The following is a 12,206-nucleotide window of genomic DNA, read 5'->3' on the forward strand; positions in this document are numbered from 1 at the left end:
CTTGAGTCTCGGACATTGCCCCCGACGCGAGTCGGCGTGTCGGGACTCTTGTCGCGGTTCACCGCAGGGAACTCGCGCCGCACTCCCCGATAACTACAGGTATCTACCGACATTGCCGCGAACCAACTCGCACACACGCCCGTGGTCCTCGCACTACCCTCGCGGCTGGATGGGAGTTCCGCGAGGCGCTTGCTTCTTTCGAAGCGGGAAAGGTTGACCATCGTTGTACGCGTCTTCAATACGTTTCGTCTCCGCGTTGTAGATGCGCTGAAGAATCTCTTTGGGGGACGTGTAGAACTCGCGGGCGCTCGCCATCGCGAAGGCAGCGTTGAACGCGTCCCGGTCACCTCGGCGAATCTCGAACGTCACCTTGATGATGTCGTCGGGGCTCTCGACAGCTGGCGCGGCGCCCTTCTTGCGCGTCCATGGCGTAGAGGCCGGTGCCGTGGCGGTTGTTGCGGGAAGTGACGGCGCGATTGATGCCGCGGGCGCAGCCGACGGGGCGTCTTCTGTAACCGGGATTGCAGGTTCCGGGGCTACCGCTTGCTTGAGATCCGGCTCGGGCGCCGAGGCGATGGTCTGCTGGACCGCAATGCGGGGTGCCGGCGGCGGGCCTGTGATGGAACGCTCCGGCGTTGCTTCCCCCGAGACTTCCGGCGCCTCGGCAGGCTGTATAGGTCGGTTCTCCCGGATGAGGGAAGCTGCCCCCCCGCTGCGGCGGATGGGCGGTGGAGCGCCGATGGAACGGTTCGAGGTGTCAGACATAGGTGTCAGCCTTCGTCTCGGCGGCCGCGGCCGCGTCTTCTTCTTTCTGTGTGAGTCTGGCGATGAGCTCCTGGGTGACTGCAAAGAGGCTGTCCGCGACGGAGCCCGCGGACTGTGGCCCGGGTGACTCGACCTTCTCCCCCGCCTTCAATGCCTCGTACCATTTCGGCGCGTTCTTCACTTTCGCGTCGAGCTCGTGGACCAGGAGTCGCTTCTCGCGTGCCGCCATAGCCGTCGCTTCGGCATGGCGGATGTAGTTCTGGAAGACCATCTCTCGGGCAGCTTCTCCCCCGAGTTCAGCGACGACGGCATCTGCGAAGCCGCGGCGCACATTCGTAGAGCTCGCCCCGGAGCCAAAGACGACGACGCCGAGCAAATCGACGTCGGGGTTCACATCGGTCACCTGCTCGAGGCGCTCAGCCGTCAAGGTGAGCCCTTGGAGGCTGGCGGTGTCCGCCTTGGTGGGAATGAGGACGTACCTGGCTGCGGCGACGGCGAGGGTCTGGATGACGTCCGTGTTCGGCGGGCAGTCGAGAAGGATGATGTCGTAGTCGAGCGCGATGGGCGCAAGTGAGGTGGCGAGGGCGAGACGCGTCTGCGCGCTGGTGTTGCCGGACTCCCCCATCTGCTGCCCGAGGCTGCGTGCGATGTGGTTTACGAGGCGTCCGCCGGGGACGACGTCGAGGTTCTCGCGGATGGCTTTCACCGGCGCGATGGTCTCACCGAACAGCAACGCTTTGGACAGGCCGGCGCCATCGTCGTCCTGCTCGGTACCGTGGTAGCCGAGGTCGAGTCCGAGGTTCCCCTGCGGATCGAGGTCGAGAATGAGAACCCGCCAGCCGCCTGCGGCGAGGATGCCGCCGACGTTCGCGCAAAGAGTGGTCTTGCCGACGCCGCCTTTGTTGTTGATGACGGCTACGACGCGCTGGAGCGCTGACCGGTCGAGTGTGATTGCCATTTAGATGCTCCTCGCGCGGGGTCGCTTCCCCGTTGACTGGTGTGGCTGGTCTCACCAGTGAGGCAGGTGATGCCACGAGCTTCATGAAGTTCGCAGGTTGCTCATGAGCGTCACCATTCTCACCAGCCTAGGTGGTGCCACCAGTGACGAAGGTGACAACTGTTGGGCCAACATCACCATTATAGGCAAACCGGCTTTGCTGGCACTACTGGTGTGACCAGGCAGCCCTAACTGGTGACGACAGCAAGACCAGCGAAAGAGTTGTGACCAGTCTCACCAGGAAACGCTCGCCAGTCTCACCAGTGTCACCAGTTAGCGCGAAATCGCGTGTATCAAACGAACTCGGGCAGGTTGAGGTAGTTGGCCCACATTGGACCTTTATTCCCTCAGACAGCCGTACAGCGCCGTTGGGGCGTGGCGGCATTTGATGCCCACCACTCACCCGTCTCAAGCATTGCTCGGGCGGGCAACATAATTGCCGGTGTCACCAGTCGCACCAGCCTCACTGGTGTCACCAGTCACACCAGTGAAGCAGGCTGCCTGTCTCTCAGTGTCGTTTCGCCGCATGGCTTCACGCGGCGACCCGGGGTGAACCGACCCTGGGGGACGACCACGGAAGGCGATAACCGCCTCGGGATGGGGCCTGGCCTGGCTTTGGTTGATGCAACTCTGAGCGGAGACGTCAACCATCACCGCTGGCACTTCGGCAATGTGCGGCTCGCTACTGCTGCGGCGCATGTCTCCCGGTGAGCGACGACCCTCCGCGACGACTTCGACGATGAGCTCGTCATGGAGCTCACTCACGCGCACCTAGCGACCTGGGGTGTCAAAGACGAGTTCATCATCCGCAAGCGGGACCAACTGCGGATGGCCTCCGGAGCTATCCGCTCGGCACGGAACCAGGCCCTTCGAGAACTCCGTCACTCCATGCAGGCTGCCCTGGCAAGGAAGACGACATGGAGCCACCCGCCCATAACCCCAACCGGCTCTTCATTGGCCCCAGCGCAGACATGACATTCGGCCTTGCCTATAAGACGACGATGACATTCGTCCACATGTCCAGGACAAGCGGTCGAGACCCCGACGACGTCCTGGCGCATTTCCGCGTCGAGGTCGCGGGGGAGTGCCTGAGTCCGCCTGGGGTTCAGTCGTCGGCATAGGCCTCGGCATGACCCGAAGCTCCACGCGACTCAGCCGACTGCTGGGCAGCATGCCTCGCCACCCAGGGAACAACGCGCTGTACGGCGCTAACTTCGAACCGGTCAGCGACTTCGCACTCCTGCGAACAGAAGTCCGGTATGCGCGAGTAGAAGTCCGACGTCTCGCGAATAGATGTCCGAAACGCGAATAGACCTCCCACGGAACGGGCGGAATGTCTGTTCGCGGATGGAGGCTTTTGGTGAGTAGGACGCGTTGACGTGAGGGGCGAACAAAATCCCACTTATTTGGGCGTTCCCACAGGGAGTTCAGAATGGTCAACACGGTGGAAAGCTTTCCTCGCCTGTCATGAGCCACCACCGCGGCTCGTGCTTACATGTCACCATTTGCCCGAGCAGCTTCCAAGCCCCATCGACCAGTTCGAACTGGTCCGCGCCGACGATTTTGTAGAAGTAGCGACGGCCACGCGGCAGATCACGGTGTCGATCGAAGGCGTAGTACCCATCACGACGGTGGAGGAGCTCGTTCCTCTCCTCGGACGTCATGGCCGCTATCCTGCGCTCGCCGTCTCGGATGATGTCGTCGTCACTCACGACTCGGACCCCCGGCCCAACGGCCAGCGGGGTGCCTGACGCTTTGCGCTCGGGGCCTTTTGGGCAACGGCGGGGGCCGAGGCAAGAGGTGGCGTCGGGGGAGCGGTCGGAGGGGCTTCAGCTTCGTCAGGACGGGCGGCGTAGTAGATACGCTCCGCGGCTTCACGAGCGCTGGTCTCGGCCCGCCAGTCGTGCATGTACCGCTTCTGCGCCTCCTCGTACGCGGCGGATCCCGTCACCTCCTGAAGGTGTCGCAGGTTTTGAGCGATGAGGGGCTGCTGGGGAGGGACGATGCTGCCGTCATCGTTCGGTCCGACGTTCATGAGTTCTTGGATGGCTCGACTGGCCGAAACGCCGTCTTCGTGAAGGTCGGCCATGCGCCAGGCCCAGGGGTGATTGAACTGAAGCGTGATTCCGTCTTCGATCCGCGAGCCGGGCTCGGTGACGTTCGGGATGTGCCAGGCGGCGTCGAGGGTGTCGTTCCACCACAGCCACCCCATTACGACGCCGCCTCGCTCCCAGGTGATGTAAGACACGGGTGCGTCAGCTGGGATGCGCCACTCGAACGTGTGAGCCCGTTGGAAGGTCATGTCGTCGTTGCGCCGGGCGTTGCGCGATCCGTAGCCCCCGAAATAGTGAAGGAACTGCTTGTAGGGCAGGCGGGTGGGCTGGGCGCCTTCCGGGATCGTTCCCGGCTCGCCACGGTACGCGGGGGCGTCGTCGATGCCGTGGGCGCGGATGTCGGCGACCGCCTGCGACGGAAGCATGCCGCCCTGGACGCGTCACTCGATGGAGTCGAACCATCGGCCCGGGCCGAAGCTCTTTTACTCGGACATGTCGAAGGGGACGTATTCGCAATTGGCCGCCATGTCGTCGTCGTTCCACCAGACCAGCCGACCGTCAGGCCGTCCATCTCGACAGGAAGAGCCTCGACGGGCAGGTACGTGCGGCCGTTGAGCCGAAGGCCCATCGGCTTCAGGAGGTATGGGCAGTAGCGGTTATCGTTCTGCGAGTCAGTCACGCGGCTCCGGGAACCCTTGGGGTTCGGGGATGAGGATGTCGCCGTTGCGAACCCAGGCGGTACCGGGAGCTTCGTCGAGGATCCGGATGATGACCGGGTCGTAGTTCGCAACCGTGTTGATGGCGTAGACGCCATGATTCGAGACTGCGTCCATGTAGACATCGTTCTCGTCGCCTGCGAAGAAACTCCAGCCCGAGTCGTGCGGGCTGACGCGATCCGGGTTGCGTAGGGCGAATCTGATCGGGGCGCCGTCGACCATGATCCGGTTCGTCGCGAGACAGGCGGCGTGGGAGACGCCCAGCTCGATGATGTCGGCGCCGTTGAGGCCGGTGCCCCTGCCGAGCACTTCCGGCACTTCATCGGCCGCGGGAGACTCCGTGGTGGGTGTCGTCTTGCGGGCGAAGGGGTTCTTCACTGCGCCTCCTGGTGGGGGAGTGGCTTCGTGGCCGTCGAGCCCCGATGACGAAATCGACCCAACGGCGCCCCCGAATGGCAAATGTGCCGTCAGAGGGTTCTCACTTCTACCCCTGCATTTTTGCCTTTGCTACTCGCCATTTCCGGAGCTGGCGTTCATGCCTCCTCGCTTCACTCCCGCGTTTCAAACGTCGTATAAGGCGCATTACCCGTGTTGACCTCGGTAGGGTTCTTTCGGGTGCGAAAAGTGTCTGGATGGGCGCGTTCGGCAAAGGGAGTCCTCATGAGCAACGCGAAGTCGGCTGTGACGAGCGGTGGGTCGCCTGGCGTAGCGGCTGTGTCATCAGGCGTTGGCCCTCAGGTGCGAGCCGTTCCGGTGGGGGGAGAGGTCGCGGCTCGTGACTTGACGTCGGCTTCGGTCGGTTTTCGGCGTGCCGCCTTGTCGGAAGGCACGCGCCGCTCTTATGAGTCAGATCTTCGGATGTTCTGCCGTTGGTTGGCGGGCTACACAGAGAAGGAACCCATCCCCGAGGACCTCGTCGATGAGCAGCTGTCTTTCCCGCGGTCCGCGACGGAAGTGGGGGAGTACCTCGCGGAGAAAGCCCTGCAGCGCACCCCTGAGGATCTGCCGCGGTATTCGACGGCGTCGATCGGCCGGTGGGTCGCCGCGATCGCCTGGGGCCATCACGAGCGGGGGTTCCCGAACCCCTGCACCGCCCGGCAAGTCACCGACACCCTGAATGGGATCCGCCGGAGCACGCATCGGCCCACGAAACGGGCGAGCCCGCTCCTGGTCGGGGATCTTCGCAAGGTGGTCCTTGGAACCAATGTCACGTCGTTTCCCGCCGGGGTGAAGGGAACCCGGGACATCGCCCTTTTGGTGTTCGGGTTTGCCGGAGCGTTCCGCCGATCTGAGCTGTCCGCGCTGCTTGTGGGGGATGTCTTCCTGCATGAGGAGGATGGCCTTCACGTGCGGGTCCGTTCGTCCAAGACGGACCAGGAAGGCCGCGGGCAGATCAAGGCGCTGCCGTACGGGGCGAACTCGGCGACGTGTCCGCCGTGTGCGTTCCGCCGTTGGTACCGGCTCCTCGAGGCGCAGGAGCAGGGCCGTCCCGAGGTGATGCGTGCTCTTCGTGGTCAAAACCTTGCGATCCACGTCTGCCAGGACCCGTGGACCGGGACCCTTCCCGGCAGGAGTCCGTTGTTTCGGTCGATGGCGAAAACTGGCACTATTCGTGCGACGGCGGTGCAGGGGGATGCGATCGGGCGGATGGTCACCGAGCGCGCCCACGCTGCCGGGATTCCCGCCAGGAACATCACCGGGCATTCGCTCAGGTCGGGGTTTGTGACGCAGGCGATCCGGGCTGGGGCGACGGATCACCAGATCATGCGGCAGACCGGGCACAAGAATCCGGCGACGGTGCACGTGTATGCCCGGGAGAACGCACCGCTAGAGCAAAACGCCGTCACCACCCTCGGCCTCTGAATCGAGATAACGATGACGTCGACCAGGGGCACGGCCGGGGCGTCGATCAAAGGCGCCAAGGAATCGTGGGCGTGGGGTCTGTTCGCTGACTGGTGCGCCTCCTCCGACATATCCCCGCTGCCGGCATCCCGGGACACGCTGGCCGGGTTCCTTGATGCGTTCCCCGGCGGCAAGGTCCACGCAGATCGCTCGCATCGCGGTCATTCTGGCTGTCCATGCCCGCGCGGGACTGGTGGTAGACGCGCCGCGGTTGACGAACCTGCCGGACAGTCTCTGGTCGCCTCGGCCAGGACTCCTGGATCCGGCCGGTGCGTTACGGCAAGTGTCGAGGTTCCGGTTCCCCACGGGGCTCGTCGGCCGGCGTGACGGATTCCTGATCGTTCTGACCGGATTCCTCGGCCTGACCCGGGAGCAAGCCCGGAAGGTCACCCCTGCGGTCATCGAGGTTGGTGGCTTGGGGGTGATCAGCATTCAGGGCACTGCCGTCGCGCGGGCGGCGTCACCGGGGGAGTGTCCTCGATGTGCGGTCGCGGGGTGGCTTTCCGTGATCGCCCCGCACTACGAACGCCTCAGGGCCTCATTCCTTCCCTTGCTGGATCCGACGACCGCGGTGCCGGGTGTCCACGTGTGTGAGCTGCCAGTGGGGGACCTGTGGCGATCCGGGGTGGCGTTGCTGCCCTCGATCGACCGGACCGGGGCAGTCGGCACCGGGGAACCGATCAGCGTGCGCGCGATCACGACAATCATCGGGCAACGACGCATACCTACAGGGCGGACAGAAACCCTTGACCCGGTGGTCCGGGCGGAGGGAAGGTACCGGGATGCGACCTCCACTGAACTCGCAGCCGCGCAAGACGACGTCCTCAACCACCTCGACAGCGCAAACCAGTACCTCGAGGAGCTTTTGGCCGAAGCGGAACTCGTCAAACAGACACTGCTCACGGAACCCGACAACACGGCGGCGAAGTAAGACGCACCGGGGGCGTCGCGACTATCGACGGTCGCGACGATGCCAGGGGCGCAACACCTTCGTCGAGAGCGACTTCCGAGCGAACTTATCCGGCTAATCAACATCACCGTGGGGGACGCCGTTTTTTTATGTCCTGCCTGGAATCATCGCTATCGGCCAACCCTATTCGGGTCTAAAGGCGGCGTGGTTGGCGACGATCACGACCGCCAGGACGAGGGCTGCGAGGTGGGCGGGGTGTCGGTGCGCTCCCATGGTGCGAATGTCGGACACGACTGCCGCAGCGCGTTGTCGGGTGTGAGTGGCCCGGTCGAGGTCGGTGAGGAGCCAGCGCCGGGCGGCTTCGAAGTCGCCGGTGTTAGCCGTTCCGGGCGAGGTGAGCTGGTTCGGGTTGAGGGATGTCAAGGTGTTGTGGGCGGTGGTGGCGCAAGGGAGAAGGGCAAGGACGGCGCCCGCCACGGCTTCGACGATGACAGCAGGGCCCATGGCGGAGGTGAACACGAGCCGCCATTGAGCGGGCGTCGCAATGTCGCTGAGGGAAAACCCGGCGTCCGGATCGACGCTGACGGCCCGTTCAACGTATTCCCGTGTCCTAGCGAGCAGGTCCGCCCGATCGAATTCCGCGACACCGCGTGATCTACTCATCAGTCAAGTGTGCGGTCTCGTCGCCCGCACCTCTTGCTCGTTGACTTCCGACCAAGGCAGTGTCCCGGCCTGCGCAGCCCGCACACGGGTCTTCAAGGGGCCGGCCGTGACGAGAAGGGCGGAAAGCGCAACCAGTTCTTCTCGACCTTGCGCGGCAACTCCTGAAAGGAAGTCAGGTCATTGCTGGCGGCATCGAGTGGAGGTTTTCTGCCCGAGTCCGCGATGACGACCGCTATCCGACGCACTCGTCTCCCTGAGAACGGGTAGGGATGGTGTGTTCGCCTGCCGAGTCGGAGGCTCCACGCCTCTGAATCCGATACCAAGAAAGAGGTTCTGCGTCGTAGGGTGTCGGGAAGCGTCCCAACGACGGGGCGCAGAACCGTTTGCCGGTGTGGGCCCGAACTCACCCGTGGTGGCCGGTTCCGCGTGTCCTCGAATCGTCCCGTTACGAGGACACGCGCTTCCACCACTGCTGCCGATCTCGGGTGCCGCAGCTCTGTGTAGGGGTGTTCTGCCGACTATGAAAGCGAGCTGGCGGCGCGTAGTGTCGGCGTGTCCGGCCGCGCATTCGGGTGTGCCGCTGTTGACGTGAAGGGTGCGAGGGGTTGACGTCTTCGGGTGACGTCGACACCCCGCCTCTTTCTGGGGGTTGCCGTCTTATGCGAGCTGTCGGACCGTCTCTACGGCCCTAGGGTGTCCGCGTGACGGTCCAAGAAGTCGTCCAGGATGGTCCGTCTGTCACGGATCTGGAGCAGGCGTGGGTCGGGGGATCTGCGTGAAGTGAGTGCGTCGATGTCGTTCGTGATCGAGTAGGGGTTTTGTGGCTGCGCGACTCAGGGGTTGATGAGCGCGGCCCGGGCAAGGGCTGCGGCGCCGACGACACCGGCATCATCCTGGAGGGTCGAGACGACGAACTGCAGATCGGGACTGGGTTGCAGCATCCACGGCTCGGCGGCCGTGTGGAGGCGGTCCGCGAGGTCTTGGCCGAGTTTCTCGGCGAGCCCGCCGCCTACGACGACCCGGTCCAGGTCGAGGAGGTTGTTCGTGGAACCGAGTGCGACTCCGAGGGTCTCGATGGCGGTGTCGAAGAGTTTGACCGCGAGCGGGTCTTTGCCGTCGAGGGCGTGGGCCCAGACTTTGGAGGTGAGTTTCGTTTTGTGTTCGTCGTCGCGGATGTCGAACAGGGACGTTTTCCAGCCAGCGTCGACCATCGCGGTGGCAACGCCCCGCATGGATCGCCGCCCGGCATACGCTTCGGCGCAACCGCGCCTGCCGCAGGTGCACAGTGCTCCGCCAGCTTGGACGATCACGTGCCCGATCTCACCGGCTGCACCGCGGGTCCCGGTGTAAGGGCGCCCGTCGAGGATCAAGCCGCCACCGACACCGGTTCCCATCCACAGTCCGAGGATGTTCTTCCCACCATGCGCAGCACCGGCGACCCATTCCCCGAGAAGGCCGACATTGGCATCATTCCCGAGCGTCACCGGGACGCCGAGTTGCTTCGTCAGCGGGCCGATGAGGTCGACGTTCTCTGTCCAGCCGATCAGGTTGGGGACGGTGAGGGCGTGTCCTTCGTGGATGACGCCGGGGATTCCGACCCCGATGGCGGTGGGGGAGGCGTCGAGGGAGCGCACGAGGTCGACGATGGTAGCGATCACATCTTCCGGGCCTGTCTCGGGTGTGGCGGCTTTGGCGCGGTCGAGGACGTGGTGGTCAGGGTCGACGGCGCCGACTTCGATGTTCGTGCCGCCGACGTCGACGCCGACGATGGTCATGGCTGTTGTGCTCATCCGGGAACCTTTGATCGAGTGACGTGACTGCCGGTGACGCTACCGGCCCTGCCTGCCGAAACACGGTGCACGGGTTCATCGCAGCAGCGCCGCTGGGAGCCTGGGGCGTACGCCGACCCGTCGTCGTGGAGAAAAGGTCATCGTGGCAAGCATGGTGAAGGGGATCGAACGGTGACCGTGGGCGTGGTGTTGGGTGAGGGGAGCGCTCGGTCCTGTGGCGTCGCCGATGCTGAATGAGGGTGTGTGCTGATGTGGTTTGATTCGTGGGCTCAACTTGTCCGGGTGATTGTCGTCGGCGCCGCCGCCTACGCGTTCCTCATCGTGTCGTTGCGTCTGTCGGGCAAGCGCACATTGAGCCAGATGAACGCGTTCGACTTCATAGTCACCGTCGCCTTGGGCTCCACCCTCGCGACGATTCTTCTGAGCTCGGACGTGTCCTGGACGGAGGGAGCTGCAGCGTTGCTGTTGCTGTCAGCGCTGCAGTTCCTCGTCGCATGGCTCTCAACCCGGTTCCCGGTCGTCCGCCGGGCCGTGACGTCACGCCCCGTCACCCTGGTCAAGGACGGGGTCGCGCGTGAGGAGGCCACGCGGTCGAGCCGGATCACGTCGTCCCAGATTGATCAAGCGATCCGTAGTGGCGGGTATGGCGATATCGCCTTGGTGGCGGCGGTGGTGTTGGAACCCAACGGAACCCTTAGCGTCATCGGCCGCGACTCCGCAGGTGACCGGTCGAGCCTTCCGCCTACCTGACAACGGGCCCAGGCAAACTCGAAGGTTGGTCGCGCTCGTGGCGCGGCCTGGGACGTTTGCGTTTCGCTTAAACCACGGTGGGGTGCCCTGATGCTTCCCATTCGCTCATGCCGCCTCGGATGGAGACTGCGTCGAGGCCGTGGTCGGTGAGGATTTGGGCGCCTTGTGCGCTGCGTTTACCGGAGTGGCAGATGACGTACACCGGATGAGCGTTAGGGACGTCTCTCGTTCCATCGGCCAGGTCTCCGAGCGGGATGTTGATAGCACCTTCGATGTGACCGTCTTGGTATTCGTTGGGTTCTCGCACGTCGATCAGGGTCGGGGTTGTGGCGGCGGCGAGGGCGTCCACGGTCGCTTCTGTCATGGGGATCCTCCTGTGTGATCGGGCCCGTCGGGACCGTCGCGGGCCACGGTACACACCCGATTCCTCTGCTGGGCGGGATGTTCAGGAGCGAGAAGAATTCAGCGTCGCGAGAGCGTCCCTGAGGATGAGTTCGGTGGAGTTAGGGGCGGTCTCGAGGAGCCGGTGAGCCAGGCGGGTAGCGGCGTCGATGACGAGGGGATGCTCGAGCCCATACGTCGTGACGCCCGCGAAGACGTCTCGAATGAGGTCGTCCGGTGCCGGCCACTTCACCATCACCGTGGCGGTGTCGCCGTCGGTGAGGGCGGTGGCGGAGGGTGGCCGGGTGAGAAGCGGGATGAGGGCGGTGCTGGCGAGGTCGAGGGCGGTGACGGCAGTGTAGGGGTCGTTGGTTCCGGAGGCGAGGCCGCGGACGGCGACTTCGACGAGCTGCTGCAACGCGAAGCGGACATCCTGATGCGGCGTCCGGGCGGTCCCGAACGTGAACGCTTCCTGCACCTTCTTCAGGACATCTGTGATTTTGTCGGCGGGGGAGACGCGGACGAGAGGGTCTCCGGGGATGACGAAGGTTCCTGGCATCGCGACGACGTCGAGGACACAACCGGCGTCTTTGGCGATGTCCCGCAGCTCGTCGAGGTCGATCTGTTGGACGTATCCGTCGGATTTCGACGGGACCGGTGCTGTGTCGATGAGTGCCGGCTGGCGGGTAGCGGTGGTGGTGTCGTCAGCGACGTCTTCTGGGTAGATGAGATTGATGGCTGCCAGCAGGTCGTTTTGGACCCGTTTTTGCAGGGTGGTGATCTGCACGGAATCGGCGATGTGGTGGATAAAGAACACCAGCACCGCCACGTCCAGCACCCCGAAAACGACGGCGAGATGGGTCGCAAGGGTGGGCACGAAACCGCTGCCCTGGTCGGTCTCGGACCGGACCGCGCGGAGGACGACGAGAGCGTAGAGGAACGTGGAGGTGAACACTGCCAGCACGATCTGGTTGGCGCGGTCGGCGAGGAAGTTCCGCACCAGCCGTGGCCCGTAGGTGGAGGAGGTGGTCGCCAGGACGGAGATCGTGATGGAGAACGAGGTGCCGGCGACGGTCAGCATGGAGGTGCCGATAATCGACAGGATGCTCCTGCCCGCGGAGGCGCTGAGTGCATCGAGGAACGGGATTCGGGTGCCGTGGTCGATGAGGACCTGGTCGACGGTTACGAGGAGCTCCGCGAGGACGACGGCGGCGATCCCGAAGACGGCAGGGAGAAACCAAAACGATTCCCGGGCGCGGAGAACAAAAAAGCGCATTA

12 protein-coding genes are annotated in these 12,206 nt (G+C 64.4%); 3 read left to right on the plus strand and 9 right to left on the minus strand.

Going from position 1 to position 12,206, the window contains the following annotated elements:
* Nucleotides 1-153: 153 nt before the first annotated feature.
* The 5 genes from ABD733_RS11145 to ABD733_RS11165 form a co-directional block, all read right to left on the minus strand.
* Nucleotides 154-765, minus strand: a complete 612-nt coding sequence (locus ABD733_RS11145; RefSeq protein ID WP_344796170.1) for a hypothetical protein — start codon at nucleotides 763-765, stop codon at nucleotides 154-156.
* The gene (locus ABD733_RS11150; RefSeq protein ID WP_344796172.1) at nucleotides 758-1,723 is read right to left on the minus strand and encodes a ParA family protein; all 966 of its coding nucleotides are present in this window, start codon (nucleotides 1,721-1,723) and stop codon (nucleotides 758-760) included. The genes ABD733_RS11145 and ABD733_RS11150 overlap by 8 nt, the downstream gene beginning before the upstream one ends.
* A gap of 1,475 nt (nucleotides 1,724-3,198) precedes the next feature.
* Nucleotides 3,199-3,474, minus strand: a complete 276-nt coding sequence (locus tag ABD733_RS11155) for a hypothetical protein (RefSeq protein ID WP_344796174.1) — start codon at nucleotides 3,472-3,474, stop codon at nucleotides 3,199-3,201.
* Nucleotides 3,471-4,241 (minus strand): hypothetical protein, encoded by a 771-nt coding sequence (locus tag ABD733_RS11160; protein WP_344796176.1) that lies wholly within the window; start codon nucleotides 4,239-4,241, stop codon nucleotides 3,471-3,473. The genes ABD733_RS11155 and ABD733_RS11160 overlap by 4 nt, the downstream gene beginning before the upstream one ends.
* A 246-nt stretch (nucleotides 4,242-4,487) precedes the next feature.
* Nucleotides 4,488-4,910 (minus strand): DUF2185 domain-containing protein, encoded by a 423-nt coding sequence (locus ABD733_RS11165; protein WP_344796178.1) that lies wholly within the window; start codon nucleotides 4,908-4,910, stop codon nucleotides 4,488-4,490.
* Between the two features lie 402 nt (nucleotides 4,911-5,312).
* Between ABD733_RS11165 and ABD733_RS11170 the strand changes: the two genes are divergently transcribed.
* Complete coding sequence (locus ABD733_RS11170; protein ID WP_344796180.1) at nucleotides 5,313-6,395, plus strand: site-specific integrase; 1,083 nt, start codon at nucleotides 5,313-5,315, stop codon at nucleotides 6,393-6,395.
* Between the two features lie 322 nt (nucleotides 6,396-6,717).
* The gene (locus ABD733_RS11175; protein WP_344796182.1) at nucleotides 6,718-7,365 is read left to right on the plus strand and encodes a hypothetical protein; all 648 of its coding nucleotides are present in this window, start codon (nucleotides 6,718-6,720) and stop codon (nucleotides 7,363-7,365) included.
* A gap of 162 nt (nucleotides 7,366-7,527) precedes the next feature.
* Here ABD733_RS11175 and ABD733_RS11180 read toward each other — a convergent pair whose 3' ends face one another.
* Nucleotides 7,528-8,007, minus strand: coding sequence for a hypothetical protein (locus ABD733_RS11180; protein ID WP_344796184.1), 480 nt, complete (start codon nucleotides 8,005-8,007; stop codon nucleotides 7,528-7,530).
* Between the two features lie 833 nt (nucleotides 8,008-8,840).
* On the minus strand, nucleotides 8,841-9,797 hold the full coding sequence (locus ABD733_RS11185) for an ROK family protein (protein ID WP_344796186.1): 957 nt from the start codon (nucleotides 9,795-9,797) through the stop codon (nucleotides 8,841-8,843).
* Between the two features lie 249 nt (nucleotides 9,798-10,046).
* On the opposite strand from ABD733_RS11185, the gene ABD733_RS11190 reads away from it, so the two are divergent.
* On the plus strand, nucleotides 10,047-10,547 hold the full coding sequence (locus tag ABD733_RS11190; RefSeq protein ID WP_344796188.1) for a DUF421 domain-containing protein: 501 nt from the start codon (nucleotides 10,047-10,049) through the stop codon (nucleotides 10,545-10,547).
* Nucleotides 10,548-10,614: 67 nt separating this feature from the next.
* On the opposite strand, the gene ABD733_RS11195 is transcribed toward ABD733_RS11190, so the two are convergent.
* Both ABD733_RS11195 and ABD733_RS11200 read right to left on the minus strand, forming a co-directional pair.
* A complete protein-coding gene (locus ABD733_RS11195) occupies nucleotides 10,615-10,911 on the minus strand; it encodes a rhodanese-like domain-containing protein (protein ID WP_344796190.1) in 297 nt (98 codons plus the stop codon).
* An 81-nt stretch (nucleotides 10,912-10,992) separates the two neighbouring features.
* Nucleotides 10,993-12,204 (minus strand): DUF2254 domain-containing protein, encoded by a 1,212-nt coding sequence (locus ABD733_RS11200; RefSeq protein ID WP_344796271.1) that lies wholly within the window; start codon nucleotides 12,202-12,204, stop codon nucleotides 10,993-10,995.
* Between the last annotated feature and the right edge of the window lie 2 nt (nucleotides 12,205-12,206).

The sequence above is a fragment of the Frondihabitans peucedani genome (assembly GCF_039537585.1).
In the GTDB taxonomy this organism is placed as follows: domain Bacteria; phylum Actinomycetota; class Actinomycetes; order Actinomycetales; family Microbacteriaceae; genus Frondihabitans; species Frondihabitans peucedani.

What these genes read in the sequence shown, in the direction of transcription:
- ABD733_RS11145 (WP_344796170.1), bottom strand. Translation starts at nt 765, where the DNA reads ATGTCTGACACCTCGAACCGTTCCATCGGCGCTCCACCGCCCATCCGC.
- ABD733_RS11150 (WP_344796172.1), bottom strand. Translation starts at nt 1,723, where the DNA reads ATGGCAATCACACTCGACCGGTCAGCGCTCCAGCGCGTCGTAGCCGTC.
- ABD733_RS11160 (WP_344796176.1), bottom strand. Translation starts at nt 4,241, where the DNA reads ATGCTTCCGTCGCAGGCGGTCGCCGACATCCGCGCCCACGGCATCGAC.
- ABD733_RS11180 (WP_344796184.1), bottom strand. Translation starts at nt 8,007, where the DNA reads ATGAGTAGATCACGCGGTGTCGCGGAATTCGATCGGGCGGACCTGCTC.
- ABD733_RS11185 (WP_344796186.1), bottom strand. Translation starts at nt 9,797, where the DNA reads ATGAGCACAACAGCCATGACCATCGTCGGCGTCGACGTCGGCGGCACG.
- ABD733_RS11190 (WP_344796188.1), top strand. Translation starts at nt 10,047, where the DNA reads ATGTGGTTTGATTCGTGGGCTCAACTTGTCCGGGTGATTGTCGTCGGC.
- ABD733_RS11195 (WP_344796190.1), bottom strand. Translation starts at nt 10,911, where the DNA reads ATGACAGAAGCGACCGTGGACGCCCTCGCCGCCGCCACAACCCCGACC.
- ABD733_RS11200 (WP_344796271.1), bottom strand. Translation starts at nt 12,204, where the DNA reads ATGCGCTTTTTTGTTCTCCGCGCCCGGGAATCGTTTTGGTTTCTCCCT.